Raw genomic sequence first — 26,796 nt, 5'->3', positions numbered from 1 at the left:
CTCTGTAGCGGAACAGTAAAAAAGCCGACCTCACCAGTCGGTTTTTTTACATCTGTTGTTTCTGCAAATCCGCCCCACCATGCCTGTTATACCGGGAAGACTCATGTTCTGGTTACCGTCATCACGACAGAAGTGTCGCCAGACAGTGCTAACCTGCGGATTACAAGGGTGGTTGTTATCAAATGAACAGAACACTATTATAAGAACGTTAGCTGAAAAGAGATTTCCTCCAGTCAGGGCCACCAACTCTGTAACGGAACAGTAAGAAAACCGACCTCATCAGTCGGTTTTTTTACATTTATTACTTCTGAGTAACGACAAGCTGTACGTAGCAAGCTCCCTCTGGCGTGGAGGACGTCAGCGGGCTACTATAATGTTGTCTAGGCATTACAGTAGAGCCCTTGGTTGATTGATAGAACAATCTCCCGGGGCTTTCACAAACGCTTTCAGCTTACAGCCTCAAGCTCCCCACCGCGATTTTGACGACTTTCGTATTTTGCAACAATATCAGGTGGTCAGCCTTTCCCGTAAACTTATGGCATGTTGCATTAATCAGGTAGAACAAATTATCATTTTTAGCGTCAGTTATAGACAGCTCTTTTCTGGTCAGAGTCATCAACTTTGTAGCGTAACAGTAAAAAAGCCGGCCTCACCAGTCGGTTTTTTTACGTCTTTTGTATCTGCAAAATCCGCCCCGCCATGCCCGTCACACCGGGGAAACTCATGCTCTGAACCTGAACCAGCCATCTCAACTTTGCCGTCTTCTGAAAAAACTGGCACATTCAGTTCGATAACTACCCATAAATACAGAGAGAAAATCCGATGTCAGAAAAGTGGAGTAAAGAATTCGACTCTTGCTTTCAGGTGGGGAGCATAGAAGAAATTGCCGATGCTCTCGAGAAACGCAGCGGAAGCGAGGAAAACGCGTTAGCCATGCTGGCAATGACAGCCTTCACACTCATGACCCGACGTGGTATCTGCGAAATGCAGAACGTGGCCCCCGATGGCAAAGGCATTCGGCTGGAGCTAATCGGCTTCAGGGGAAATGAAACAATACCGGATACGCTTCATTGAAGAAGAAAGGGCGCAATGAGGTCAGCCTTCGCAACAAAGCGGCGGCAGAAAACCTGCCGCCGTGTTGCCCGTTAACGTTTAACTTCGTAGGCTAACGTTGCCACAAGCACTGTGTTTCCCTGCTGGAGCCGGAGTACGCAAAGCGAATCCCTCACCATCCAGACAAAACACAGAATCGTCACACAGATGACGATTAACATCATTAAAAACGTTCGCTGTGGCATCATAGCCCCTCCATTGCCTTACGGCGGTTATCGGGCTACTATAATGTTGTCGAAGCATTACAGTAGAGCCCTTGGTTGATTGATAAAAAAATCTCCAGGGGCTTTCTGCTGTATACCGTCCACAAAACGCTTTCGGCATACAGCCTCAAGCGCCCGCAGCTATTCTAACGACTTTCGTATCTGCAACAATCCTTTTATCGCACAGCTAACTCCTCTGGTTAGCTCTTATCACCTGAAAATAAATTTTTAACCTTTCCGTTCGATTTAAATTCCAGAAATGGAGACTTTGTCATGTCTTACAATCGACAGCCTGTCGCAGAAGATCCTATGCAGATATGGGGCGCTGTTGGTGTCCTTCTTATCCTGCTGCTATTCGTCATATGGTTATTCTTGCCGGAAGTGGTTTACGCCAGCTGCCTGATTCTTCATACCTTATGGGGACTGGTCGACTGGGGACCATTTCATAACTATGCAGCACCACGATACAACCTGCTTGCCATGACCGGTAACAACGCCGCCAACATAAGCTATAGCCAGTGGGTTAACGTCATGGAACAGACCATAGGTATTCTGTGGATGTACCTCTTACCTGTGACACTCTGGTGTTTGTGGGAGTGGTATCAACATCCGGGACAAAGCCGTTTCACCCGCAGACCAGTAGATATTACCCGACTGCCACACATCTTTGCTTCGTTATCCCCTGCTATCGCCCCTGTACTGGCAGATGGTGATCCGGAAAAACTCTTTCATGGTGGTAAACGACCTGAACGGCGGGTTGCTCTCACCCCGGAAGCATTTGTCGAACAGCATACTCTCATCACCAATATGCAGCTCGATGTTGCAGCTGCAAGACGATGTTTCATGGCCCAGTTGGGTAAACCTTTAACGTCCTGGAAAGACATGGCACCACATGAAAAAGCGCTCTTTGCCATATTTGGCCTTCAGTATTTCCTGGATGATCGTAAGGCAGCATTAAAGCTCATGGATACACTGAACCTCTCATGCAGAATTAAAAGCAAACGGGACAGCGGGAAATTCTGTACCCCTGTTTATTCACTGGCCAAATCAGCTTTCCAGAGAGTGATTAAAAGCAACGGAGCACAGCAATGGCTGAAACAACATCGCTACGTCCGCAGTGGGCTGGTCTGGCTGTATGCACATGACCTGCGGCTTACGCCACCCAACTGGATTTGGCTGAAAGGCGTGGACAGGACGCTGTTTTATGCATTACACCGCGCCAATACCACGAAAGGATTTATTGAAGGCGCTGGCGTGGTGGCCGTTGCACGTGCAGAGGCCGAAGCCATGCGTTTTGGTCTTCCCTGCCCTGAACCCTGTGTTGATGAAGCGGTGGAAGGCTTACGGCGGGATATGCTCAGTCTCGGTCTTATCTGGGATGAACCACAACCAGATCGCGACCGGAAACGCCGCATCCTGACCAACTGGTCCCTCACCGACGACATCCTGCCCCGCACACCTGCTACAGACAACGAATTCTGATTATCCGGAGAACTGAAAATGACAATCGAGTACTTTGCAACACGCATTGCAAAACATATTTCCGTGCAGGCAATCTGGCCGGATGGCAGGACAGAAATTATTGCCGTCCTTCCACGGGATGCCCTGTCAGGGCTGGTAACACGAAATAATCAACTGATTCATATAGCCTTTGACGCCATGGGCACCCGTAACAGAGAAACCGTCCTGATTGATAAACAGGAGCATAACGCTGACCAGATACTTACAGCTATTGATTCCTGCCTGCGCCTTGAATATCTGATGGAACGCCGCTTCAGCAGAACACCTTTGTTCCGTGGCATAATCGCCAGCGTTGTGCTGTTCGTAATGGCAACGATTGGCTTCTCTCTGTTCCGCTATGTTGATCGTGTATTCTGGGATGATACAACGCCTGAAGCAGTACAGACAGCAGGTGAGCCACGACTGCTACCCCCTCACCTGAATCACACTGTGCCATTAAATGAAGGCATTCAACTCCCGGTTCCCCCGAAAAAAGACGTCCAGGTCCCGGAGAAAACAATCACAAGCAAAAATCCGGAAGCCGCAGCTGCGCGACATAATCTGGCTACTGTTCTGAAGCGGAACGCCGATCGGGGCATGTTTACCATCAACCTGTCATCCGGTCATGAACGAACCCTGTTCGCATTTCTCGATCCTGCCTGTCCTAACTGCAGACTTCTGGAGCCGGCCTTAAAACGCCTGGCCAGCGACTTCAATGTCGTTATCTACCCGGTTTCAGTTATTGGTGGAGAGGAATCCACCGACCGTGTGGCACCACTGCTGTGTGAAAAAGATGCTCAGAAACGTGCTGCCGGCTGGCACCGACTGTATTCCGCAGATAACGGAATGATGACGCCATCAGAAGAAACAACGCCTGCAGATGAAACATGCCTGAAAGCAGCCAGAGCTGCGATTGATGTTAACAATGTCGCCTTCCGTAAGTTCGGATTTGCCGGTACCCCATGGGTGCTGTCCGACACCGGCTGGCATCTGCCTACAGGAATTCTGCAGGAAACTGGCACGCTTAATTTATTCCTGAAAACCACCGACAGCGAGTCTGGCCATGAGTGAACATCGCGTTAACCCCGAGCTTTTACACCGTACAGCCTGGGGAAATCCTGTCTGGAATGCACTCCAGAGTCTCAATATCTATGGCTTTTGCCTGGTGGCAAGTCTTGTGGCCAGTTTTATCTGGCCACTTGCATTACCGGCATGTCTGTTGTTCACACTGATAACAATGCTGGTATTTAGTCTGCAGCGATGGCGCTGCCCTCTTCGTATGCCCATGACGCTGAAATGTGCTGACCCGTCACAGGACAGAATGATTAAAAGAAGTCTTTTCAGCTTCTGGCCAACCCTGTTCCAGTATGAGGTCATTCTGGAATCACCGGCCAGCGGCATATTCTATGTTGGTTATCAACGCGTCAGGGATATTGGCAGGGAGTTATGGCTGAGTATGGACGATCTGACCCGCCATATAATGTTTTTCGCCACCACCGGTGGCGGTAAAACGGAAACCATCTTTGCCTGGGCGATTAACCCACTTTGCTGGGCAAGAGGATTCACCCTTGTCGATGGCAAGGCACAGAATGATACGGCAAGAACGATCTGGTATCTGGCCAGACGCTTTGGACGTGAAGACGATGTGGAAGTCATTAACTTCATGAACGGAGGAAAATCCCGCAGTGAAATCATTCTGAGTGGTGAAAAAACGCGTCCTCAGTCAAATACCTGGAATCCCTTCTGTTACAGCACTGAGGCATTCACAGCGGAGACAATGCAGTCAATGCTGCCCCAGAACGTCCAGGGGGGCGAGTGGCAGTCCCGGGCCATTGCCATGAATAAGGCACTGGTATTTGGTACTAAATTCTGGTGTGTGCGCGAAGGCAAAACAATGTCGCTGCAGATGCTCCGTGAACATATGACTCTCGAAGGGATGGCCAAACTTTACTGTCGTGGCCTCGATGATCAGTGGCCGGAAGAAGCTATCGCACCGTTACGTAACTACCTTCAGGACGTTCCCGGTTTCGACCTGTCGCTGGTCAGGACACCATCAGCCTGGACGGAAGAACCCAGAAAACAACATGCTTATCTCTCCGGGCAGTTTTCTGAAACTTTCAGCACATTCACGGAAGCATTCGGGGATATTTTTGCTGAAGATTCCGGTGATATCGATATCCGTGACAGCATTCACAGCGACAGGATTCTGATGGTAATGATCCCCGCTCTGGATACATCAGCGCATACAACGTCTGCTCTTGGACGAATGTTTATCACCCAGAAAAGTATGATTCTCGCCCGTGATTTGGGCTACCGCCTCGAAGGAACTGATTCCGATGCACTGGAAGTCAAAAAATATAAGGGGCGTTTCCCTTATCTGTGTTTCCTTGATGAAGTGGGGGCATACTATACGGACCGTATTGCTGTGGAAGCCACTCAGGTGCGTTCACTGGATTTTGCTCTGATTTTGATGGCACAGGACCAGGAACGTATAGAAGGACAGACAACAGCCACGAATACTGCAACACTGATGCAGAACACGGGGACAAAATTTGCCGGCAGGATTGTCAGCGAGGGTAGTACGGCCAGAACGCTGAAAAGCGCCGCCGGTGAAGAAGCCAGGGCGAGGATGAACAACCTGCAGCGTCAGGACGGCATATTTGGTGAATCATGGATTGACAGCCCACAAATCAGCATCCTGATGGAAAGCAAGATAAATGTTCAGGAGTTGATTGAACTTCATCCTGGCGAGTTCTTTTCTATTTTCCGGGGAGAAACCGTACCATCAGCATCATTCTTCATCCCTGACGATGAGAAAAGCTGCAGCAGCGATCCCGTTGTTATAAACAGGTATATCAGCGTGGATGCGCCACGCCTGGACCGTCTCCGCCGTCTTGTTCCCCGTACTACTCAACGTCGAATACCGTCACCGGAAAATGTCAGTGCCATCATTGGCGTCCTGACTGCAAAACCCTCCAGAAAAAGACGAAAAATTCGCACAGAGCCGCACACGATCGTGGATACATTCCAGCAACGCATTGCAGGACGTCAGGCGGCTATGGCAATGCTGGAAGAGTACGACACAGATATCAACGCACGTGAAAGTGCCTTGTGGGAAACAGCGGTGAATACGCTTAAAACGACCACACGGGAAGAGCGACGAATTCGCTATATCACGCTGAACAGACCAGAACTACCTGAAACAAAAGAGGAAAATCAGATATCAGTGAGAGCAGAAAGAGCAGGTATAAACCTGTTAACGCTTCCACAGGACAATAACCACCCGACAGGGCGTCCTGTAAACGGGTTTCATCATAAAAAAACCAACCGTCCGGACTGGGACGGAATGTACTGAACAGTGGCCGCGCCGGATTCTGGCGCGGCCTTTTTTTTAACCTGGAGAAGGCGGTTCCCAGCGTTTATCCTGCTCCGGCGGAGGCAGTGATGCGTCATCGTTGCTGTTCGCCGCGATATAATCGCGGTAGTAGCGTTCACTTCCTTCACGGTGATGATCCACGTCCGGTCGCGTAATCCTGTAGTCTTCGTGACCGGTACGGCCTGTCACATTATGCCAGGCAACCATTTCAGCAAAGACCTGGTTAAATTGTTTGTCGTTTCCTTCTGGTTCAAAACCCATGCGTGGATCACGCCCGAATAATACCGGTGCAATCAAATCCAGTTTATCTGCCAGCGCATTGCGGTCATGGTGATTACGGAAAACAACCCTGTCACCATAATCCGTACAGACAAACTCTCCCGTCCGACGGTCACGGAAACGAACACTCCCGTTCTTCTGCAGACGGGCCTCGAGATCACCGGTATTACCGTATACCGGCGTTCCGCCCGGTTCACAAAGCACGACACAGCGGTCTGTCGTCGTTGTGCGTGACCTGTCTTTACGGCGATCGCGATAATCCCAGCCTCTCAGCTGCGATACAGCAGCCCTGTCTCCCTGAGCAGCCTGAATTTCGACCCACTGACGGTAAGAGGGTGGATACCATTTCCCATCAGCAATAAGTTTCTGTCGCTCATCCCTGATGTCTTCTTTCAGCCTGATCAATGCCTGCATTCGCTGAACTTCTGCAATGTGATAATGCAGCTTACGTAATGCCGGATCATCGTACTGCGCACGAATGTGTGACTTCCGCAGACGGCATGCCTGATGAATTTCCCGACAACGTTCCCCATAACGCAGATCTGGTTTACGCCATTGTTCACGCCATGCCAGATAGCGGGCACGCAGGTCAGCACGGGCCTCAGCTCTGGCTTCACGTCGCTGCCGGCGCAGCATTGGGTCACGTTTACTGCTGACCCCGTACCTGTCACTGACAGCCAGCTCCGGGTTATAGCGACTTTCAGGTTGCACCCTGTCAAACAAATCTGCTGGGGCACTCACAAAAGGTCCGGCCTGTGGCTCTGCACGCCCCAGTGTCAGATCAGGATGAATGCTGCTGGCCTTCACCGGCGTTTGCTCATGATTAAAGGCATCAACGACAACAAGCCCGTGATGTTGTTTCTGTAGCATCAGTCCCTGTTGTGCAAACAGCTCATGACAACGCTGCCAGGTAAACTCACCCTGTGTGATCATTTCTTCAATCTGAGGGCTACAATGGCTGATGCTGTATCCCCACAGACTTTCTTTGTCAGAAAACAGTTCGCGTTTGATAGCCCCCTGCGGCCCCGTGCCTGTACGCATACGGTGCCATTCTTTATCGGTCGCAGGACAGCTCTCCATACGACGACCACGGAAGCGTTCTGTTGGCGTAACCTGGCGGAAAATATCTGTTGGTACAGGCTGCCAGCCACCATCGAGTTGATTCACATTGTCGAGCGTCAGCAGTGACCATACGCTGTCAGCACGAACGGGAGTCTGGTTATGATCATAACCGTCACAGATAACCAGGTGACCATGCTGAACACGCATCCATAATCCCGCTTCAGCCAGTGTGCGGTGAATAGCCTGGCAGTTTTCCAGCCGTCCTTCCCGTGCCATTTCCGGCAGACGTTCTCCAAGATGACGACAGGCATACTGCTGCAGACTTTCTGTTTCAGCGATTTTTTCCGGGCGAACATCAGCTGCAATGAAGTCCGGATTATAGCGTCCTGGTGCTTCCACCTGGCTGAAAATGTCTTTTGGTACTGGCGTGTAGTCACCCATTTTTTTCATGAGTTTTTCTGCACACCAGGAGGGACCAAACGAGTCAAGCTGTACACCTTCCCTGTTGCGATCCCAGCCATCCATCACCAGAAATTTTCCGTCCATCTGAGACAGGTACAGACCATCTTCCGCAAGACGACGATGCAGGGATAACCAGTCATTTACAGGTTCACTGCGTAAACCAGCGACCGCTGTCTGCGCGACATACTCGCGAAAAGTTTGTTTTTTTCCGCGTGTCCAAGCGTTCTGGCGATCACGTTCAACGGCAGTTTTGCGAACGATACGATTTCCCGGCGCATGGACCCAGCAACCGTTATCCGGAGCAAAACCATGCTTCAGTTCAAGCTCACGGCAGGCACGACTGAGTTTTTCCTGACTCCATGATAACCGGTTCAGATAACCCGTTTCAGGGTGTACCCGGTTAACAGCCACATGGACGTGCAGATTATCTGTATCAGTATGCACGGCAGAGACATACTGATGGTCGGCAAGGCCGAGTGATTTCAGCGTATGACGTACACTGTCATAAATCTGTTCCGGACGCGGGCTTTCATGTGACTGCCAGGAAAGGATGTAGTGAAAAACAGGATCAGTGTCATCTTTTGCATAGTGTGCCTGCCGGGCAATGTACTCCATATCTGCAGCGGCAGTTTCAAGAGAAGTACAGTTATGAAAGCAGGTGACACCATAAAAGTTGACCCATTCGCAGCCGTCCTTCATGACATCAACCAGCGCCACGAATGACTCATTTCGAAGACGTGTCGCATAATCAACAAGGCGACTGAAACGGCTCCGGTGCGGTTGTTCAGCCTGCGAAGAAGAAGATAAATTCAGTTCCTCATCGGTCATGTCATCCCGGACCGAGACGTAGGATACCAGGTCTTCGAACGAAGACTTGCCGTCCCTTCTCTTTTTCGGAATGACTGCATTCACCGGAGAATCCTCAACCTTCCATTAACTGTTTACGCAATGTATTTGTAAGTTCGGTTATGGCAACAAGCACTTCTGCGTATTCCTTGTCACCGGTTCTTTTTCCCTGAACAAACAGATGCTTCTGCATCCTTCCCAGTCTCATTAACTCCTTCAGAAAAGCATCATCTGTACGGGAGTTAATTCGCTTATTCAGTGCTGCATTTCGGATGTAAGCAGATACAGTAAGTCCGGAATCTTCAGCTTTTTTCCTGATGGTTTCATCCTCAACAGGAGAGAATCTGAGTGTCCTGACAACTGTCTTTTGCCGTACCTCACTTTTCTTTCTTACCGCACTATCACTCACTTCAGGCTCCTTACGGGGTGTCGGGGCGAAGCCCTGACCAGATGGCAATTGTAATAGCGTCGCGTGTGACGGTATTACAATTGCACATCCTGTCCCGTTTTTCAGGCCATTATAGCCTGTTATTTTTGTGCATCATAGTCTTATGCAGACGGCAGAAGCAGGGCGCAGCCCTGCCAGGAGGCAGTTTTTGATGATAAAATCAGACTTCAACATGAAACGGAGAGAAAGTGCCAATGGCTTCTAAAAAATTTTACTCAGATGATGACATCCAGCTGGCAAAAGCTGCCTTATCGGAATTGCCGGACCTCACCGCTCAACGGAAAACATTGCGTGATTTTCTTGATGCCATTCGTGATGACATCATTGTCCTGGTAAGGACAAAGGGTTATACACTGGCAGATGTTCGTGACACGCTTAAAAATGCAGGGTATGAAGTAGGAGAGAAGGCACTTCGTGACATTATTCGGGAAGCAGAATCGAAAAAACCATCCCGCCGTTCTTCCTCTAAAACAGCACCTAAAAAGACAGATTCAGGCAGGAAAGATGGCATCGATATGAACAACAATTGATGTGACAATGTCACATCGTGTTCTGAGATTATGATGATTACAGAAAAAAAAGCCCCGGCATAAATACCAGGGCTTTTCTGTTTAATCAGACTCGTGGCGGCAATGCACCAGGATAATGCCGTGCAATAATATCATTCAGTTTTTCAACAAGGTCAGGACGCTTAAAGACAATGTGTACGGTCCCTTTCTGGTAGCCACGCACCGTAAAATATTCCCCTTCTAACAGCTTACCGACGTTGTCGCCGTTCCCGAGAAATTCACCATACTGCGCCCCGATGCTGCTCCGGAAGTCAGGAACGTTGCGCCCCTCCAGCAGATAAAAAGGACGTACCAGGTCATCCAGTGCCTCCCGTCCGCTGCAGTCCAGCGTCACACGCCCGTTACTCCAGCGGTACAGCATGTTTTCAATAATGATTCTCTTGCCCAGACGGCAGGGATTATTGGTTCTGTAATCCCATGACAATTTCCGGTAGACATCAATCAGTCCCTGTTCAAACGTCTGCATCTTGCTGGTATTAAGATGGCGGAATGTTGCCAGTACATTGTCCAGGGTGATTTCAGGACAGGTGTCGCTCATCAGCTGGCTGTTCCACTCATCACGCTGGCATGAACTCATGAAGGTGTACATGCCCGTATCTGTCATCAGGCGGTCCCAGATTTTCCGGTCGGCAAGACGGGTGATATTCCTTTTCGCTTCTTCCGGCTTATCCATGCGACGAACGGAATCAGTCACGCAGTCTTCAAACCCGTAAAGAAAAATATCACCTGACGCATCGAGCAGAATCCTGCGCGCTGTCGCCAGGCATTCCATCGCCTGCATGAATAGTGCAATACCTTCGTTACGCTGCGCGATGATGCGGTCGATAGCCACAGACGGAATAACATCTGTCGTGCCGGCAGTATTCAGGTCAGCAGTGGGTAAAGTCTGATTCATCACATTGTCTCCTCATCGTCACGACTGCCGGGTCAGCCAGGTCATTTCCCGGAGGAGCGAAGCTCCTTCTGCCGTCCGGGTCTTAGGGTATTTCCCCGCAGTGGACCTTTCCGACGGGGGACGCTCACCACGTCACGGGGCAGTTGTCCGGGGGCAGACGCAAAAGTTTTTGACGCCAGCGGCAAAAAGTTTTGTGGCTGGTACATTGTCAGCGCCAGTGATATAAGACGGTAATTCACCATTTGGATTGTCCGCTCCACCCAACATGTTGTTTCCTTAAGGTTCTCACACCAGAAAGGACATCAACATGCTGAGCAGAGAGGACTTTTACATGATAAAGCAAATGCGCCAGCAGGGCGCGTACATTGTCGATATTGCGACTCAGATTGGTTGCTCTGAACGGACGGTCAGACGCTACCTCAAATACCCTGAACCGCCAGCCAGAAAGACCCGCCACAAAATGGTTAAGCTGAAACCGTTTATGGATTACATCGACATGCGCCTGGCAGAGAATGTCTGGAATAGTGAGGTTATCTTCGCGGAGATTAAGGCAATGGGTTATACGGGCGGACGTTCCATGCTGCGTTACTACATCCAGCCCAAACGTAAAATGCGTCCGTCAAAAAGAACAGTTCGCTTCGAAACTCAGCCTGGATACCAGCTCCAGCACGACTGGGGCGAAGTTGAGGTGGAGGTTGCCGGGCAACGGTGCAAAGTTAACTTTGCGGTTAATACGCTGGGGTTCTCCCGCCGCTTCCATGTCTTCGCAGCACCAAAACAGGATGCTGAGCATACCTACGAATCACTGGTTCGCGCCTTCCGCTACTTCGGTGGTTGTGTGAAAACGGTGCTGGTTGATAACCAGAAGGCTGCGGTGCTGAAGAATAACAACGGGAAAGTCGTGTTCAACTCCGGATTCCTGTTGCTGGCCGACCACTATAACTTCCTGCCACGGGCATGCCGTCCACGCAGGGCCAGAACAAAAGGTAAGGTTGAGCGAATGGTGAAATACCTCAAGGAGAACTTCTTCGTCCGGTACCGCAGGTTCGACAGCTTCACTCATGTTAATCAACAACTGGAGCAATGGATAGCCGATGTGGCTGACAAACGGGAACTTCGCCAGTTCAAAGAAACGCCGGAACAGCGCTTCGCGCTGGAGCAGGAACATCTGCAGCCGTTACCGGATACGGACTTCGATACCAGTTACTTCGATATCCGCCATGTGTCCTGGGACAGCTATATCGAGGTTGGTGGTAATCGTTACAGCGTTCCCGAAGCGCTGTGTGGTCAGCCGGTATCGATACGAATATCGCTGGATGACGAGTTGCGGATCTACAGTAATGAGAAACTGGTGGCCTCACATCGCCTCTGTTCGGCATCGTCTGGCTGGCAGACAGTGCCGGAGCATCACGCCCCGCTCTGGCAGCAGGTCAGTCAGGTGGAACATCGACCACTGAGTGCCTATGAGGAGCTGTTGTGATGCATGAGCTGGAAGTCCTGCTGAGTCGCCTGAAAATGGAGCATCTGAGTTATCACGTTGAAAGCCTGCTGGAACAGGCAGCTAAAAAAGAGCTGAACTACCGGGAGTTCCTGTGCATGGCGCTACAGCAGGAATGGAACGGCAGGCATCAGCGCGGTATGGAGTCCAGGCTGAAGCAGGCTCGTCTGCCGTGGGTCAAAACGCTGGAGCAGTTCGACTTTACCTTCCAGCCGGGCATCGACCGTAAGGTTGTCCGGGAACTGGCTGGTCTGGCGTTCGTGGAGCGCAGCGAAAACGTGATCCTGCTGGGACCTCCTGGTGTCGGAAAAACTCATCTGGCCATAGCTCTTGGCGTGAAAGCGGTGGATGCGGGACATCGGGTACTGTTTATGCCACTGGACAGACTGATCGCGACACTGATGAAAGCGAAACAGGAAAACCGGCTGGAGCGTCAGCTGCAGCAACTGAGTTATGCCCGGGTGTTGATCCTGGATGAAATAGGCTATCTGCCGATGAACAGAGAGGAAGCCAGCCTGTTCTTCCGGCTACTGAACCGTCGATATGAAAAAGCGAGCATCATACTGACGTCAAACAAAGGGTTCGCAGACTGGGGAGAAATGTTCGGAGATCACGTGCTGGCAACAGCGATACTGGATCGGTTGCTACATCACTCAACCACGCTGAATATCAAAGGAGAGAGTTACCGGTTAAAAGAGAAACGTAAAGCTGGAGTGCTGACCAAAAACACAACGCCAATCAGTGATGATGAAATGGTGAAAAGCGGACAGCATCAGTAACGAAAGTATCTTAGCGGGCATGAAAATGGCAAATAACGGTCAAACATCGTGGCGTTGACAACATCTCTCCCCTGGACGACTGAAACGGGATGTGGTCGTGTATGTACCCCCGGAAAGTCCGTCTGCGGAGAACAGGCCGCAGTGCGGCGGCAGACAGGCAAGAGACAGCTGCGCCATCAGGCGCAGTGGCCTTACACACCGTAAGGTGTGCAGGGAGCGCCGCATCCGGCGCGACTGAAGAAAAACGACGGCACAACAATGGCATGTGGTGGTCACTGGCACACCACTCCCGCACAGGTGAAAACAGAGAAAATCGCACGACATTTACAAACAAAAAAAGTGAAATTTCTTCACTTTTTTACGCTTATTTATCGCGCTGATTTGGCAATTGTGATGATAAAATAAAGTGAAGTTTTTTCACTTTTTCAAAGGTGTTTTATGACCGGCTGGGAACTGCGAATCTGGCGAAAAAGCATGCTATGGTCACGCGAAAAAGCGGCCAGAGAATTTGGCGTGACACAGAGAACATGGCACGCCTGGGAAAATGCGGTCACCGTCTGGAGGACCACCCAGGCACTTTCAGTCCGTGACCTGCTGCCTCACATGCAGGGGATGCGCAAGGCAGATATCATCAGGCGTCTGGAAAATGAACTGGGGGAAACGGCAGAGGATGTGTGAGCGTGGTTCACAGCCTGGCAGAATGCCAGGCTACTGCTCATCAGGAAACAGTTTTTTCAGTTCTTCACCGGAAAGTCCCGTGGCCTCCTGAATCCGTTCCGGCGTCCAGCCCATATCCCGAAGCCGGCAGGCTATTTCCCGCGCCACTTCAAGAGCACCTTTTTCAAAACCTTTCTGTATAAGACGTTCTGCAATCGTCATACTGTTTTCTCTGCTCCTGCTGGCAAAAGGCCCGGCATTTTGCCGGGCCTTTTGGCTCTCATCAGTGAGTGATGTTCTTCAGTTCAGCTTCAGAAAGTCCGGTCAGCTGACAGATTTGTGCTGCCGGCATTCCCGCGTTCCGGAGCTCCCGGGCGATTTCCCGTGCTTTTTGAAGCGCCCCCTGCTGAACTCCCTGCTGGATACCCTGCTGGATACCCTGCTGGATACCTTGCTGGATACCTTCCTGCTTAAGACGTTCTGCCAGTGTCATAATGCTGTCCTCGTGCTGCGGCAGTCGCTGCGCCAGCGTCTGCAAAAATTCAACCGTTACATGTTCGCTGCCATTAAGCAGATAGTTGAAAAGAACTGTAATCTGCTCTTCATCCTGGATGTCCTGCAGTGCTCTGACCAGGTTGTCCAGACACATCAGCATATCCCGCTGACGGATATGCTTCATCAGCAGCGTCAGTGCGGCCATCCGGCGATGGTTCATGATTTCATTGTCATCAACGACAGTGATATCAACCAGCGGAAACGGCTTTGTGTATATTTTAGCCGCAAGCGCCGGATTCTCAAAACAGTCCAGCCAGTTCATGCTGTACGGGTACGGGCTGCGCTCACCGTGATAGAACAGCACCGGAATGACCAGTGGCAACGTTTTGTGCTGCTCCAGATGTCTCTGCATCGCCGCCACACTGTAGCGTAACATGCGAAAAGGCATGTACAGATTTTCGGTGCTCTGGTGCTCGATGAGCGTATAAACATAACCATCTTCACCCCCGGTGGTTTTCACGCTCCAGAGGATATCGCTGGCGTACTGATGCAGGTCCGGCTCAACAAAGGTGGCGGGTTCCAGCTTCAGCGTGGACAGGTCGCACAACTGCCGGTACTCCGCAGGAAGATGCAGTTCCAGAAAATCTCTGGCGACGTCGGGATTCGCCAGGAACGACCGGAACGCGGCATCATGCGGCGTGGGCGTTGTGGTGTTTTTCTTCTTACTCACGGTTCCTCCTGGTGAGATGTCTGAACGTATCCTGCCGCCTGCACAGGCAGACGGCAAGGGTTAATCAGTGGCAGACCCGCTCAATTTCAAGCGCGCGGAGCAGGTGGCCCCATTCGCTGACTTTCATAGCGGGGATACGCACCCGCTTCTGCTCACTGCAGCGTCTGGCGATATGGCCGCTCATCGCCAGGACGTCCGGGTTAATCTCATCCTGTGCCAGCTCCTGACGTCTGAAGCGGGTATGGCGGTGCAGGGGTTTATTCTCCCGCAGGCACTCTTCACGCAGACGCTTTACATACTCGGCGGTTGCGAAGATAATTGATGGTCTCACAATATTACTCCTTATGTTGTTGATGACTGCCGCTCTTCCTGGCGGGGAAGTAACGGCGGAGAGAGGCAGGGTTTATCGCCCTGCCTTTTTTTCATTTCGGACAGCGACGCAGTGCCAGCGCGAGCGCTTTCATCTTCCAGCCTTCCGGCGTGCGGTACATCACCTTCCAGTAGCCGTCGATGAACACATAATGGAAGCGCACCTCTTCAGTGCTTTCAGTGGCAATAGCCTCCCTGAAAGAACGGTACTCACGCGCCTCACTGTCCATCCGGAAACCACTGTCACGTCCGTAATAAGCCGTCACACCGTCCACCGGGTTCTGAAGCGTATGCCCGGCGGGTTTGTCACAACGGGGACCGAGGCAACGGATATCACCGTGTTCAACCAGGGCTTCGGCCTGCTGACCGGTGGCATAGTGAGTATGCAGGATGCGACCGTTCCAGGTCGGCTCCCCGTGCAGGTGGCAGTAAACGGTACGGAACACCCCGTCGCGGCAAAAAACGGAAATCGTGCTGCTGACTGTCATGAAAACATCTCCTTCTGCTGAATCAGGTCGCCGGGCCGACCGGTTGCTCCCCGGAGGGGCGAAAGCCCCTTCTGCCGTCCACTTCTTCGGGGTTTCTCCCCGCAGTGGACCTTTCCGATGGGGCGTCCGTCACCACGTCACGGGGCAGCTGTCCGGGGGCGGACGCAAAATTTTTTGCCGGGTTTATGGCTAAAAATTTTGTGGACGGTATATCTTCCCCTGGACTGCTGAAACGGGATGTGGTTACTCCAGCCCCCGGAAAGTCCACAGCGGGAAACAGGCCGCAGGGGTGGCGGCGGAAGGGTTGACTGCGCCATCAGGCGCAGTTGCCTTACACACCGTAAGGTGTGCAGGGAGCGCCGTTTCCGGCGCGACAGGGGCGGCGCGACCGGAACGGTCGCTGCAAGCCTGGTTTTTCAGACATCGGACCGTAGCGGCAGCCCGAAACCGCGCCAGCGGGTTCGGCGGAGACTGGCGGGTGCGCCAGCAGCTGCCTGTCGGAGTCGGGCCTGACGACCGGATGCCGCCAGGCAGCCGGGAGCCGAAGGTGTCCCCGCCTCCGGAAATCAGAACAACAGAAACGACATAACAGAAAAATGCCTCACACCATGACGGGCAGGAAGGGCAGCGCCGCAGGCGCGGCCCTCCTGCATTTCAGGCAGGCGTAAGCCTGCCAGGGTTTTCCGGCGGCCTGGCAGGCCATACCCCCGCCGGAGCGGGGGAGTAAATCACCGACGGAACACATGACCGTCAATAAAGGTGAAGGAGTCCAGGAATAAATCCCGCGCATACGCCTCATAGTCAAAATAGAGCGCCACCGTCTCCGGCACGTCAGCCAGCAGGCCGGTATCACTGGCGAACTCAACCGCAAAAGCCTCCTCACTGTCAGCCTCGCCCCACCAGGCATCGCGGAAGGTGTCAAAATCCGTCTCACCGGTATCATCCACCCAGAGACGATAAGCCTCTTCGCAGCCTTCATCCCGCGCCTGGCGGAAGCCTTCAACATAGGCCCAGTTGATATGGCATTCTGAGGCCATATTCCCCGGGAATCCCTCATAATCCTGAAACATCAGTTCAGGATCGGCTTCATCCTGGTGAAGAGAGCGGCAGGCGGCGAAAAAGTCGCGTTCATCATCAAACGTGGCCAGGTCAAACCAGCGGCCAGCGATGCTTCCACAGTTGTATTTGTGCCAGGTTCCAACGTATACAGCAGGTGCAACAACAGACATTCCCGAATCCTCCATAGTCACATGTTCTGCGACACCGGGCGGTGCCGTGCCTCCATAAAAGCCGGGCGATAAGGCGGGGATGCACAGGGCGCAAGGGAAGCCGCAGCCTGACGCACACGGCTGGCGGGAGTTGGAGGGTGAGACCGCGAAATCTGAGCGGGTGAACGACCGGAAAATCACGGCAGACGGGAAGGAGGGACCGGGTGACCGCAGCGGCGAAGCGTACCCTTGCATCCCTGCCAGCCCGGCTACGATGGAGGCACGGCACAGCCCGCACACGATGCTGAGGCCACATAGCTGAAAACCCACAAGGCCATGCCCCGCATGGCCGGGTAAAAGCGGAGCCGCCGGCGACTTCCTTATTCCGGCGAGTGCAGAGGACACGCCGCATGACCTCCAGACCACCCGTGACTGCTCCCCGCCCTGTCGGGCGAGGCTTCCCACTTCTCAGGCCGCAACCGTCTGTGCGACGGATTTACGCTGGCCTCCATGGGCAGAGACGACGAGTCCCGCCGCCTTTAGTTCCAGTATTCCTTTTTGCCGGATGTTGAGTGCTGCATTGATATCGCGGTCGTGCTCTGCTCCACACTCATGGCATCGCCAGATGCGTTTATGAAGTGGCATTTCCGGCATTTTGTAACCACAACAATGGCACGTTTTCGAACTGGCAAACCACTGGTCGAGTTTTACCAGGTGAACGCCTTTTGTCGCTGTCTTGTACTCCAGCTTTGTGATGAAGCTGTGCCAGCCTGCATCACCTATCGCTCTTGCCAGATTGTGGTTTTTCATCATGTTGGCTGTTTTCAGCGTCTCCACAATTACCGCTTGGTTTTCGTCAACAATTGCACGAGAGAGCTTGTGTTGAAAATCAGCACGGGCATTCGCCACCCGTTCGTGTAAGGCCGCAAGACGGATTCTGGCCTTTTTACGATTCGCGCTTCCCTTTTGCTTACGGGATAATGCTTTTTGTTTGCGTCGCAGATTACGACCTGCATTGATGAGATGGCGAGGATTCGGAACTTTTACAGCATCAGAAGTGATGGCATAGTGCTCCAGTCCCATATCCAGACCTGTAATCTTTTCTTCCTTCAGGTACGTGGGTTTCTCTGGTGCGGAAGCGCCATCGTCACAAAGAATGGAAGCGTAGTATTTCCCCGTTGCAGAACGGGTGACAGTGATGCTTTTCAGCTTTCCATGAAGTTCACGATGAAGGCGTGCTTCTATCGGGGCCAGTTTGGGGATTTTGATGGCATTATCCTGCACCTTAATCCCGACACAGTGATAGCTCGATTGTTTTCCGTGTTTGCGTTTAAACGTCGGGAACCGGGCTTTCAGCTTCGGATTAAAAAAGTTGGAAAATGCCACATCAAGATTGATTACCGCCTGTTGCAATGCCATTGAGTCAAATTCTTTGAGCCAGGCATATCTGCGGGACTTCTTCGCCACAGACAACAACGGTTTTAAATCTTTACGCGGACTTAAATTCACTCCGTGTCGCTGGTAAGCGTGTTTTTTGATGTGAAGAGCTTTGTTGTACGCAAAACGTACCGCACCGAACTGGGCGTTGAGAAATGCAGCCTGTTCAGGAGTAGGATAGATGCGTATTTTTGTTGCTCTTAACATAGTCACCGCTCATTGGTACAGGTTTTTATGCTAACACCGTAATAATATTTTTAAAGCCCTTCGGGCTTTTCCGCCTTTCCTCCCCACCCGCATTGGGCGAGGGTTCTCGGCGGCTTTTCGCTGATTTCATCATATTGCGTTCTCCAGCTTGTTCGGGATCATCCACTGCTCAAGTGCACGTACCTGTACCGGTGCACCACGACCGGCCTCACCGGCTTCAAAAATCAGCCGCCAGAGTGGTTCCTCCTGCCAGAAAAACCGGTCAAATGATGACAGTGTGCGTATTACCGTGAAGGAGATCGGTGAGTAACATCGATGGAGATCGGTTCGTGTCACTTTCACAGAACCGTTTTTAAATTACCTTCACTGATCTCCTTCAGTCAACGGAGATTGTATTTTCCGCATTGATTCTCCTTTAAGTTCGATCTTGATACTGCCATGAACCAGTCGATCTAGGATGGCATCCGCATGTGTGGAGTCTCCGATCATTTTGTACCAGTTTTCCACCGGCAACTGGCTCACTACGATGATTGAGCCTCGTTGGTACATCAGATCCACTATTTCCAGCAGGTCGCTACGCTGTTCTGATGAGAGAGGTTCCAGCCCCCAGTCATCCAGAAGCAGCAGATCGCTATTATTCAGCCTGGTCAAAAGTTTGCTGTATCTTCCATCAGCATGCCCCTGATAGCACTGTTCCATCAGCGCTTTAAGGCGATAATAGTAGACCTTGTATCCCTGTCGGCAGGCATTATGACCAAGTGCACATGCCAGGAACGTTTTACCGCTGCCGGTGGCCCCGGTCAGTAAAATATTTTGTTTCAGGGTTAACCAGTTTCCCTGACTGAGTGAACGGATGAGGGCCCTGTCCAGCCCTCTATTGTTACGATAATCCAGCTTTGATAACTCAGCATTAAGTCTGAACCGTGCATGTTTGATCAGACGCTCTGCCTTCCTGTTTTCACGGCAGGTTAGTTCTTCTGCTGTCAGTAATGACAGGCGTTCTTCGAAGCCCAGCTCCTGGTATGTGCCCGGCTGAGCAAGTTGCTTTTTAAGCGCATCACGGAAGCCGGTGAGTTTAAGTGCGGTCAGTTGTTCGTAAAGATGATTCATCATTGGATCCCGTATCAGTGGTAATACTCACTGCCGCGTACGTTTTCGTGTTCCATCGTGGATAACAGATCTGGTTTTGGATCCTGAACAGGTTGTTTATCCAGACCTTTTTCCAGGATCGATTTAATACCTGACAGACGCCATACCTTTGTTTTCAGAGCTCTTGCACATGCTGCATTAAGTCTGGCTTTACTGTATTTTTTATGAAGGTTCAGGAGTCCAAGGCAGAAGCGATAGCTTTGTTCCGGATGTGGACGAGAGTTCAGTATATGAAGCACATAACTATGAGTTTCACTGCCTATGTGCCCCGCCCATTCCAGAAGACGCTCTGGCGTCCAGGTGGCATGCTGTCGATGAGCTTCAGGCATGTGCTCGTTGCGGGTACTGTAGCCATAAGTACGCTTGCGCGGGTGCACAGCAACCTCCTGCCCCTGATTGAAGAGTCTTACCAGTTCTCCGGAGATCCATGCTTCCAGTTGCTGGCCTAACAGCGAACATGGAACCGAGTAGTAATGTTTGTCGATTTCCACGTGGTAATCGGCATGAACTCTGACTTTCTTCACCAGGGTGTAACTGTAACTGGCTTCAGGAAGAGGCTTCAGTGCGGGTTTATCAAGCTGGATGAAGAGTTCTGCACGTGAATAACCCAACTTCTGCATTATTTTGTTATTCAGTCTTTCCAGCAACTCCCGAATGCGCTGATTAAGCGATGCAAGGCTGTAGAAGATCTCATGCCTGATTCGGGCCATGATCCAGCGTTCAACAACCTGAACGCCAACTTCAGCTTTGGCTTTATCTTTCGGTTTACGTGGCCGCGCAGGCAAAACTGCGACATTATAATGCTCAAGCATCTGCTGGTAGGTAGGGTTAACGTCAGGATCATACTTACATGCCCTGGATGTGGCGCTTTTCAGATTGTCCGGAACAACAAGTTCAGGAACGCCACCCAACCACTGGAAGCAGCGAACATGACTCATCACCCAGTCTTCAAGCTGCTGAGACCAGGTGGCCTCTGCCCATGTGTAACTTGATGCCCCGAGAACAGCTACGATGACCTGAGCAGTTCTTATTTCTCCGGTCTCAGGGTCGGTAACGCCAACGGTAGGTCCACAGTAATCAACGAAAAGTTTTTCGCCAGCTTTATGTACCTGACGCATTGATGGTGAAGTGGTTTTGAGCCATTCACGGTACATCCGGCAGTAATGGTTATAGCTGTAAAAACCGCCTGGATTACGCTCACAGTATTCTTCCCAGAGTAGCTGCAGCGTCACGCATTTATTACGCAGTTCCCGGTGTACTGTAGCCCAGTCAGGCAGAGAGTGCTTCTTCATCTTAACCTGGGTCTGAAGGAACGCATGTTTTAGTTTTGTATCATCCCATCCTGTAGGTAAGGGCCACTGCTTTATGCCAAGTTGAGCCGCCCGATTAGCATATCTGGATACAACGGAAGGGGAGATTGCAAGACTACGACCAATTTGTCGATGGCTGAGTCCAACACCGTATTTAAGCCTAAGAATTTCTTTAAGTTTTCTCATAGAAATTGGAACTGTTGGCATAGGTATCCTTTACCGGAATGGCAAAAGATACAGATCAACACACCTGTGAAGTTCCAATAACATTGATGGAGATCACTGAATAACAAAATGAGTCAAAAGTGATCTCCATCGATGTTATTCAGCGATCTGTTCAAATGTTATTACCCGATCTCGATGGAAGTTATTGAGTGATCTCCTTTCATGAAAATACGCAGACAGTGATGGAAAACGCCCGCACCACCCCCAGAAAATCGTTTCCAGATCATGCTCCTCAACAACACCAGACCAGCGTGACAACCAGCTTCCGACCGTGGCGGGAGTATGAAACGCAAGGTCAATCTGCGCCTGAGCAAAACATGTCTGGTATTCCAGTTCCCGTCGTTCTGCCTCACGTTCCCGCTGGCGGCTGTATTTCTGCTCTGTCAGCGTGGTTTTCTGACGACGCCGCTCACCTTCACGAAAAGGAACGGACGGGAACAGACGATGCCCCGCATCGGATGGCAGGGGAAGAACACAGACTTCACCAAAACTTTCAATCAGTTTATCCACGGCAGCCAGCCACAGGAGACGGTTGCCATGAAATTCCTCCTTCGTCAGCGCAGGAGCAAAAAAGCGGAGATCGGTCAGCGAAATCCGGCGACTGCCATTCAGGCAGCGAAAGAAAGCGCTGGCATAAGGCCATGCTGAAAGTGTGCGTCCCTGACGACGACGTTGTTCGGTGACAGCCACAGCCTGCATGGCGGCCTGTTGTTCTGCGCTGAGGGGGATCAGTGCCCGTGAACGTGCGCTCATGCCTGACCTCCTTCTGCCATCAAAATATGAATGATGTCGTTAACACTGTATCCCTGCGCATCAAGTGTCGCGGCGAGCGCCAGCGTGTGACTGATCGCGACAGGCGTGAAGATATGTTGCACCTGAACGACGGCGAAAGGCTGTCCACCACCATTCACCAGAACCAGCATCCAGAGTTGAGAGACGTCTCCCGGCGAACATAATGCCAGGTGGAAACGTTCGTGGGCTGGCGTGAAACGAACCTGGACGGGGAAAAAGCCCCCGAACTCACTGCCATACTCGCCATTCATCATCCAGTTAGCCGGTGCGTCCACTTCACGCATCACCTCGTGAGTGAGATTACGGCGCATATCGCTTCCCGCAGCACGGATATCTTCATATTCCTGTGCGTTCATGGACTGCAGGGCATTCAGGGTCAGTTCAGTTTTCATCACGGTATCTCCCTTGCTGCCGCCCCGTCTCCGGCGGGGCGGTGTGGTTGTTCATCAGGCGGCATCAGCCAGGTTAGTGGTGTGTTCAGTGGCATCCATCTGTGGACGTGGTGCACACATCCAGCCAGGCACCCAGCGGTTGTCTTTCATATGGAACTCTGCATGTTCAGCCGCATCGCCTTTCTTCATCTTCTCCGCGTCCCGTGCGGCACCGGACAGTCCTGCCTCATTCAGGGCTGCGATAATCTGCGGCTTTTTCAGGTGTCCGAAGAAGTTTGCTTTTGTCGGCTGCCACCAGTCGCGCATGTGAAAACCGATGGCGCTCTCCAGCGTGTCCAGCGGGCTGCGTGACGTGTGACCACACTCGCGGGTCTGAACGCCGTGGATGCTGCACGCGGTGCAGAAACTGAGCAGGGATAACAGCACCTCCTGGCTGAGCGACAGGAACGTCGTCATGTCCCGTGACCATCCCTCCGGTAACAGGGCAGCAAGACGGGCTTTTTCTGCCATCAGCGCCATGAACGCGGCACCTTCCTTCCCTGACGGCGCATCGCTGGTCAGCGAATAATGTTTACATTCCAGGCTGATTTGTGCTGGTTTACTGTACGCTCCGCTGCCAAACACATTCAGGCAGAGCGTCCATGCCAGCAGTGCCAGAGATTTGTCCGGTTGCTGCATGAGTGCCGCCTGGACTGCCAGCGTGCGTTCGGAAGACATTTTCGTCAGCAGTGGCAGACTGATTTCCTCCACGGGCGCTTTCTCCTGCACCTGTTCCGTGCGGTCAGCGTCGTCAGCCGCGTCATCTTCACTGCGCAACTGCACACCACGCTGGACACATACGTTGCCATAACGCCAGGACACCACCACACCGCTTCCGGCACGTATCTCCGGCGTCCACGCTCTGACCTTCGCCATGCAGCGCATCAGCTTCATTTCTGCTTCCAGCAGGTCGGATTCCTCACACTGGTTTTCCAGCGCGTCGTAACGCGTCATCAGTTCGTTCAGGCGTTCGTCTTCCGCCTCCGTCAGCACCGCTTCCGGCTCCGGCAGACAGCGGTATGTTCCGGCATCCTCACGGCACTCACCGACAGGCTCCATGCGCCCGGCGCACCATTCCCAGCCTTCGGCTTCCCGAAGGTGTTCAGCGACAGCCTGGAGTTTTTCCAGCAGGGCGGCATCGAGCGCCACGCGGTCGACATAACCGTCCCCGTCATCGCTGAACAAATCGGTGCGCAGTTCGTCTGGCGAGAAGGCATCAGCCCCCACGAAGCGGAATTTACTGTTCCCGTCCACCGCCACTTCACTTTCGGTAATCAGGTTGCGGATAACCCGCACATCCGGTTTACCGCCCCATCCTGACTGGCAGGCGGCTTCAAACACCTGCACCTGACGCGCGGTGTCGTTCTCCAGCGCCAGCGCCTGACAGTGTTCGGTGGTGATGCGGTCTTCTGCCAGCGCATCAAGGATGACGGGTGCAAGGTCTGCCAGTTTCAGCATTCGCTGGACGTGGCGGGGTGAATAGCCCAGCAGGTCGCCAGTCTGCGCAGGTGTTTTGCCTTCCTGCGCCATTGCGCGGAATCCGGCAATCTGTTCGGCTGGGTGCATATCCCGACGATGACCGTTCTCGGTCATCGATGCAGCCGTCGCCAGTTCCTGCGGAATAATTTTCACGCGGACAGGCCAGTCAGCCGGAATGATGCCACGCTCTGCCAGCATATTGAGTGCTGCCAGTCTGCGACCACCTGCGGCGACACCGTGGCGGTCACCAGGCAGGGCATGCACGACCAGATTCTGCAGCAGGCCAACGCCCTTAATGGACTCAGCCAGTTCGCTGACGGACTCCGCAGAATACGGCACCGTGCGCACATTCAGTGGTGACTTAATCAGCGAGGCCAGCGGCACGCTCACTTCCTCCGTCTGCGCCAGCAGGGCAGACAGGACTGTTTCCTGCGTTTTTGCAGATTTACGGCTTGCTTTGCGGGTGGTGTCTGGTTCAGACTTTACTACTGACATGATTATTCCCCTTACGGTTTAGTTAATGTCTGCCGGACGTCATCCCCGTCCGGCACCTCTCTTACTTACGAATGCCGAAATCCCTGATGTACCGGTTCATCCAGTACCCGGCACAGTCCTCAAAATTCCAGGAGCGCCAGATCAACGAGCCATCCTGACGGACAACCAGGCGAAAATGCGTTCCCTGATCATCCTCGATAAAGACATTCCGGTACTGTGCAACAACGGTTTCAGCACACTCGCGGGTGAATGCCCCATCGGGTAGTTCCTGAATCATTTCATCGGATTTGTTCATCATCGTTCTCCGGTAATGCCCCACACATGGTGGGGCTGTCAGAAAAATCAGCCAGATCAGAATGGCGCATCATCGTCGAAGCCATAAGGAGGTTCTGGCTGTTGTTGAGGCTGAGGCTCTGGCTGCGCGGCCTTACGTCCACGGCCTTTCGTTTTCGCGCCACCTTTTTTCGTCGCGTCAGCACTCTGTGGCTGCCCATTCTGATGAGGCTTCGGTTGCGCCTGAGCGTTCTGCTGTGGTGCACGTCCCAGCAGCTGCACGGTGCCCGTGGTCTTAACAAGAATTTCAGTGACGTAACGGGTGATACCGTTATCTTCCCAGCTACGGGTGCGAAGCTGACCTTCGATGTAGACCTGCGCGCCCTTGCGCAGATATTCACCTGCCACTTCCGCGAGCTTGCCGAACAGCACCACGCGGTGCCATTCCGTCTGCTCCCGCATCTCCCCCGTCTGTTTGTCACGCCAGCTTTCTGATGTGGCCACCTGCAGGTTTGCCACTGCGCCCCCGTTGGGGATGTAACGGACTTCCGGATCATTGCCCAGACGCCCGATGAGGATGACCTTGTTGATACCACGTGCACTCATAAGAACCTCCTGACTGAAAGATGTGAGATAAACCGGATACCGGCGACGGGACGTTCATGTGCCCCTTCAGAGGAGCGAAAGCTCCTCCTGCCGTCCACTTCACAGGGGTTTCTCCCCGCAGTGGACCTTTCCGATGGGGGCCCGTTTACCGCCTCACGGGACAGCTGTCCGGGGACGGACGCAAAATTTTTAGCCGGGTTCATGGCTAAAAATTTTGTGGCCGGTGCATCTCACCCTGGACAGATGGAACGGGAGGGGGTTACGTCTGCCCCCCGGAAAGTCCACAGCGGGAAACAGGCCGCAGGGGTGGCGGCAGGAGGGAAGACTGCTGCGCCATCAGGCGCAGTTTCCTCACACACCGTCAGGTGTGCAGGGAGCGCAGGTCACGGCGCGACAGGGGCGGCGCGACCGGAACGGTCGCTGCAAGCCGGGTTTTCACGCATCGGACCGTAGCGGCAGCCCGAAACCGCGCCAGCGGGTTCGGCGGAGACTGGCGGGTGCGCCAGCAGCTGCCTGTCGGAGTCGGGCCTGACGACCGGATGCCGCCAGGCAGCCGGGAGCCGAAGTGGGCGCAATAAAAGACAGCCAGAAACGGTGACAGCGTCACGGAATATCACACCTGTTCCCTGCATACAGCCATACACTACCTTCTGACCGGAAAGCCGGGCCGGCAGCGCCGCAGGCGCTGCACCCCGCATTTCCGGCAGGCGTCAGCCTGCCAGGGGTTTTCGCGCGGGCTGACAGGCGGCCTCCACCGCCTGCCCTGCATCACCTGTTTCTGCTGTCCTGTAAGATGTAGTGACCGCCCAGGAAAACAGCCTGCTGATTCGCCACAAAATCGCAGATTTCATCAACAATCTGCGCGGTGGTGAGCGGTTTCTGCCCCATTTCACGACGCCGCGCATTAATCACGGCTTTGTAATTACGCAGAATTTCGCGGGTTTCTGTGCTGATATTCATGACATCGTCTCCCCGTCCAGCGCCTGTAACACAACGTCCATTGCTTCGCGTTCCTCCCTGACGAATGCGTCACCGTCGCCCCCGTTCTCACTCCCGACGGCATACAGGCGCTTCATTTCACTGCCTGCCAGCGCCATCACTTTTTCCAGCATCACCGCCGGGACTGTCACCTGACGGCTGGCGCGCTTTTCTACCATCAGCTCACGAACAACGTCGTGAACAACGCTGACATCCGCACCATGCTCAAAGGCATCGTCCAGCCGCTGCATGACGGTTTCCAGCTCATCGTCTGACAGGTTCCAGTCCTGGGCTATGTGACGCACATCCCCACGGGTCAGCACCACGGCAAAAACGCATTCACTGTCCGGCACGTCTGTATCCAGCACTTCGCGGATAATTTCTTTAACAGTACAGTACATTTTCTCGTCTCCTTTACAGGGGCGGCATTGCCGCCC

At 52.8% G+C, this 26,796-nt stretch carries 27 protein-coding genes and 2 pseudogenes; 9 read left to right on the top strand and 20 right to left on the bottom strand.

Going from position 1 to position 26,796, the window contains the following annotated elements; all coding sequences use genetic code 11:
- Positions 1-822: 822 nt before the first annotated feature.
- Positions 823-1,074, top strand: a complete 252-nt coding sequence (locus JLG71_RS28310) for a hypothetical protein (RefSeq protein ID WP_001291965.1) — start codon at positions 823-825, stop codon at positions 1,072-1,074.
- A gap of 71 nt (positions 1,075-1,145) precedes the next feature.
- On the opposite strand, the gene JLG71_RS28305 is transcribed toward JLG71_RS28310, so the two are convergent.
- Positions 1,146-1,298 carry a Hok/Gef family protein gene (locus tag JLG71_RS28305; protein ID WP_001303307.1) on the bottom strand — a complete coding sequence of 51 codons (153 nt, stop codon included), beginning with the start codon at positions 1,296-1,298 and terminating at the stop codon, positions 1,146-1,148.
- A gap of 291 nt (positions 1,299-1,589) precedes the next feature.
- Here JLG71_RS28305 and trbA point away from each other — a divergent pair, with 291 nt between their 5' ends.
- The 3 genes from trbA to trbC are packed head-to-tail and all read left to right on the top strand — an operon-like array spanning position 1,590 to position 6,171.
- Positions 1,590-2,798 (top strand): IncI1-type conjugal transfer protein TrbA, encoded by a 1,209-nt coding sequence (gene trbA, locus JLG71_RS28300; protein WP_000121273.1) that lies wholly within the window; start codon positions 1,590-1,592, stop codon positions 2,796-2,798.
- Between the two features lie 18 nt (positions 2,799-2,816).
- Positions 2,817-3,887 carry an IncI1-type conjugal transfer protein TrbB gene (trbB, locus tag JLG71_RS28295; protein ID WP_000151583.1) on the top strand — a complete coding sequence of 357 codons (1,071 nt, stop codon included), beginning with the start codon at positions 2,817-2,819 and terminating at the stop codon, positions 3,885-3,887.
- Positions 3,880-6,171 carry an F-type conjugative transfer protein TrbC gene (gene trbC, locus JLG71_RS28290; RefSeq protein ID WP_024255997.1) on the top strand — a complete coding sequence of 764 codons (2,292 nt, stop codon included), beginning with the start codon at positions 3,880-3,882 and terminating at the stop codon, positions 6,169-6,171. The genes trbB and trbC overlap by 8 nt, the downstream gene beginning before the upstream one ends.
- A gap of 36 nt (positions 6,172-6,207) precedes the next feature.
- On the opposite strand, the gene nikB is transcribed toward trbC, so the two are convergent.
- Together nikB and nikA are read right to left on the bottom strand one after the other, a co-directional pair.
- Positions 6,208-8,907, bottom strand: coding sequence for an IncI1-type relaxase NikB (gene nikB / locus JLG71_RS28285; protein ID WP_001306778.1), 2,700 nt, complete (start codon positions 8,905-8,907; stop codon positions 6,208-6,210).
- Positions 8,908-8,917: 10 nt separating this feature from the next.
- Positions 8,918-9,250 (bottom strand): IncI1-type relaxosome accessory protein NikA, encoded by a 333-nt coding sequence (gene nikA / locus JLG71_RS28280; protein WP_001283947.1) that lies wholly within the window; start codon positions 9,248-9,250, stop codon positions 8,918-8,920.
- 233 nt (positions 9,251-9,483) lie between these two features.
- Between nikA and JLG71_RS28275 the strand changes: the two genes are divergently transcribed.
- Positions 9,484-9,819, top strand: a complete 336-nt coding sequence (locus tag JLG71_RS28275) for a molybdopterin-guanine dinucleotide biosynthesis protein MobC (protein ID WP_000157095.1) — start codon at positions 9,484-9,486, stop codon at positions 9,817-9,819.
- 85 nt (positions 9,820-9,904) lie between these two features.
- On the opposite strand, the gene JLG71_RS28270 is transcribed toward JLG71_RS28275, so the two are convergent.
- Positions 9,905-10,753 (bottom strand): DUF4942 domain-containing protein, encoded by an 849-nt coding sequence (locus tag JLG71_RS28270; protein ID WP_021513954.1) that lies wholly within the window; start codon positions 10,751-10,753, stop codon positions 9,905-9,907.
- Positions 10,754-11,060: 307 nt separating this feature from the next.
- Between JLG71_RS28270 and istA (JLG71_RS28265) the strand changes: the two genes are divergently transcribed.
- From istA (JLG71_RS28265) to JLG71_RS28250, 4 genes are all read left to right on the top strand, one after another.
- A complete protein-coding gene (istA, locus tag JLG71_RS28265) occupies positions 11,061-12,233 on the top strand; it encodes an IS21-like element IS21 family transposase (RefSeq protein ID WP_000952373.1) in 1,173 nt (390 codons plus the stop codon).
- Positions 12,233-13,030, top strand: a complete 798-nt coding sequence (gene istB, locus JLG71_RS28260; protein ID WP_000544830.1) for an IS21-like element IS21 family helper ATPase IstB — start codon at positions 12,233-12,235, stop codon at positions 13,028-13,030. The genes istA (JLG71_RS28265) and istB (JLG71_RS28260) overlap by 1 nt, the downstream gene beginning before the upstream one ends.
- A 207-nt stretch (positions 13,031-13,237) precedes the next feature.
- Positions 13,238-13,435: a hypothetical protein gene (locus tag JLG71_RS28590; RefSeq protein WP_052975742.1), complete on the top strand. Its 198-nt coding sequence runs from the start codon at positions 13,238-13,240 to the stop codon at positions 13,433-13,435.
- Between the two features lie 33 nt (positions 13,436-13,468).
- Positions 13,469-13,708 carry a helix-turn-helix domain-containing protein gene (locus JLG71_RS28250; protein ID WP_200914335.1) on the top strand — a complete coding sequence of 80 codons (240 nt, stop codon included), beginning with the start codon at positions 13,469-13,471 and terminating at the stop codon, positions 13,706-13,708.
- A 30-nt stretch (positions 13,709-13,738) separates the two neighbouring features.
- On the opposite strand, the gene JLG71_RS28245 is transcribed toward JLG71_RS28250, so the two are convergent.
- From JLG71_RS28245 to JLG71_RS28170, 16 genes and pseudogenes are all read right to left on the bottom strand, one after another.
- Positions 13,739-13,909: a hypothetical protein gene (locus JLG71_RS28245; RefSeq protein WP_000150325.1), complete on the bottom strand. Its 171-nt coding sequence runs from the start codon at positions 13,907-13,909 to the stop codon at positions 13,739-13,741.
- A 61-nt stretch (positions 13,910-13,970) separates the two neighbouring features.
- Positions 13,971-14,912, bottom strand: a complete 942-nt coding sequence (locus tag JLG71_RS28240; RefSeq protein WP_000038339.1) for an Rpn family recombination-promoting nuclease/putative transposase — start codon at positions 14,910-14,912, stop codon at positions 13,971-13,973.
- A gap of 64 nt (positions 14,913-14,976) precedes the next feature.
- Positions 14,977-15,243, bottom strand: a complete 267-nt coding sequence (locus JLG71_RS28235; protein WP_001247862.1) for a hypothetical protein — start codon at positions 15,241-15,243, stop codon at positions 14,977-14,979.
- 91 nt (positions 15,244-15,334) lie between these two features.
- Positions 15,335-15,769, bottom strand: a complete 435-nt coding sequence (locus tag JLG71_RS28230) for a hypothetical protein (RefSeq protein ID WP_000218863.1) — start codon at positions 15,767-15,769, stop codon at positions 15,335-15,337.
- Between the two features lie 728 nt (positions 15,770-16,497).
- On the bottom strand, positions 16,498-16,998 hold the full coding sequence (locus JLG71_RS28225; RefSeq protein ID WP_000117609.1) for an antirestriction protein ArdA: 501 nt from the start codon (positions 16,996-16,998) through the stop codon (positions 16,498-16,500).
- Positions 16,999-17,445: 447 nt separating this feature from the next.
- Positions 17,446-18,621, bottom strand: a complete 1,176-nt coding sequence (locus tag JLG71_RS28220; RefSeq protein ID WP_061671611.1) for an RNA-guided endonuclease InsQ/TnpB family protein — start codon at positions 18,619-18,621, stop codon at positions 17,446-17,448.
- Positions 18,622-18,750: 129 nt separating this feature from the next.
- A pseudogene (locus tag JLG71_RS28215) lies at positions 18,751-18,900 on the bottom strand (plasmid SOS inhibition protein A); the annotation flags it as partial.
- Positions 18,901-18,984: 84 nt separating this feature from the next.
- Positions 18,985-19,731 carry an IS21-like element ISEc12 family helper ATPase IstB gene (gene istB, locus JLG71_RS28210; RefSeq protein WP_001016257.1) on the bottom strand — a complete coding sequence of 249 codons (747 nt, stop codon included), beginning with the start codon at positions 19,729-19,731 and terminating at the stop codon, positions 18,985-18,987.
- A gap of 14 nt (positions 19,732-19,745) precedes the next feature.
- Complete coding sequence (gene istA / locus JLG71_RS28205) at positions 19,746-21,287, bottom strand: IS21-like element ISEc12 family transposase (RefSeq protein WP_001298859.1); 1,542 nt, start codon at positions 21,285-21,287, stop codon at positions 19,746-19,748.
- 186 nt (positions 21,288-21,473) lie between these two features.
- Positions 21,474-22,058, bottom strand: a pseudogene (locus JLG71_RS28200) (plasmid SOS inhibition protein A); the annotation flags it as partial.
- Positions 22,055-22,489: a conjugation system SOS inhibitor PsiB gene (gene psiB, locus JLG71_RS28195; protein ID WP_000845900.1), complete on the bottom strand. Its 435-nt coding sequence runs from the start codon at positions 22,487-22,489 to the stop codon at positions 22,055-22,057. The gene psiB and the pseudogene JLG71_RS28200, both read right to left, overlap by 4 nt.
- 54 nt (positions 22,490-22,543) lie before the next feature.
- Complete coding sequence (locus JLG71_RS28190) at positions 22,544-24,502, bottom strand: ParB/RepB/Spo0J family partition protein (protein WP_061671612.1); 1,959 nt, start codon at positions 24,500-24,502, stop codon at positions 22,544-22,546.
- 61 nt (positions 24,503-24,563) lie between these two features.
- Complete coding sequence (locus tag JLG71_RS28185) at positions 24,564-24,797, bottom strand: DUF905 domain-containing protein (RefSeq protein WP_061671613.1); 234 nt, start codon at positions 24,795-24,797, stop codon at positions 24,564-24,566.
- A 56-nt stretch (positions 24,798-24,853) separates the two neighbouring features.
- Positions 24,854-25,381 (bottom strand): single-stranded DNA-binding protein, encoded by a 528-nt coding sequence (locus JLG71_RS28180; protein WP_053264372.1) that lies wholly within the window; start codon positions 25,379-25,381, stop codon positions 24,854-24,856.
- A gap of 768 nt (positions 25,382-26,149) precedes the next feature.
- Positions 26,150-26,341: a hypothetical protein gene (locus JLG71_RS28175; protein WP_001697954.1), complete on the bottom strand. Its 192-nt coding sequence runs from the start codon at positions 26,339-26,341 to the stop codon at positions 26,150-26,152.
- Positions 26,338-26,760 carry a DUF1380 family protein gene (locus tag JLG71_RS28170; RefSeq protein WP_061671614.1) on the bottom strand — a complete coding sequence of 141 codons (423 nt, stop codon included), beginning with the start codon at positions 26,758-26,760 and terminating at the stop codon, positions 26,338-26,340. The genes JLG71_RS28175 and JLG71_RS28170 overlap by 4 nt, the downstream gene beginning before the upstream one ends.
- Positions 26,761-26,796 lie beyond the last annotated feature (36 nt).

Source organism: Klebsiella michiganensis (assembly GCF_015139575.1).
GTDB lineage: Bacteria > Pseudomonadota > Gammaproteobacteria > Enterobacterales > Enterobacteriaceae > Klebsiella > Klebsiella michiganensis.
The sequence above is the reverse complement of the archived record's forward strand: the minus strand, read 5'-3'. Positions and strand labels throughout refer to the sequence as shown.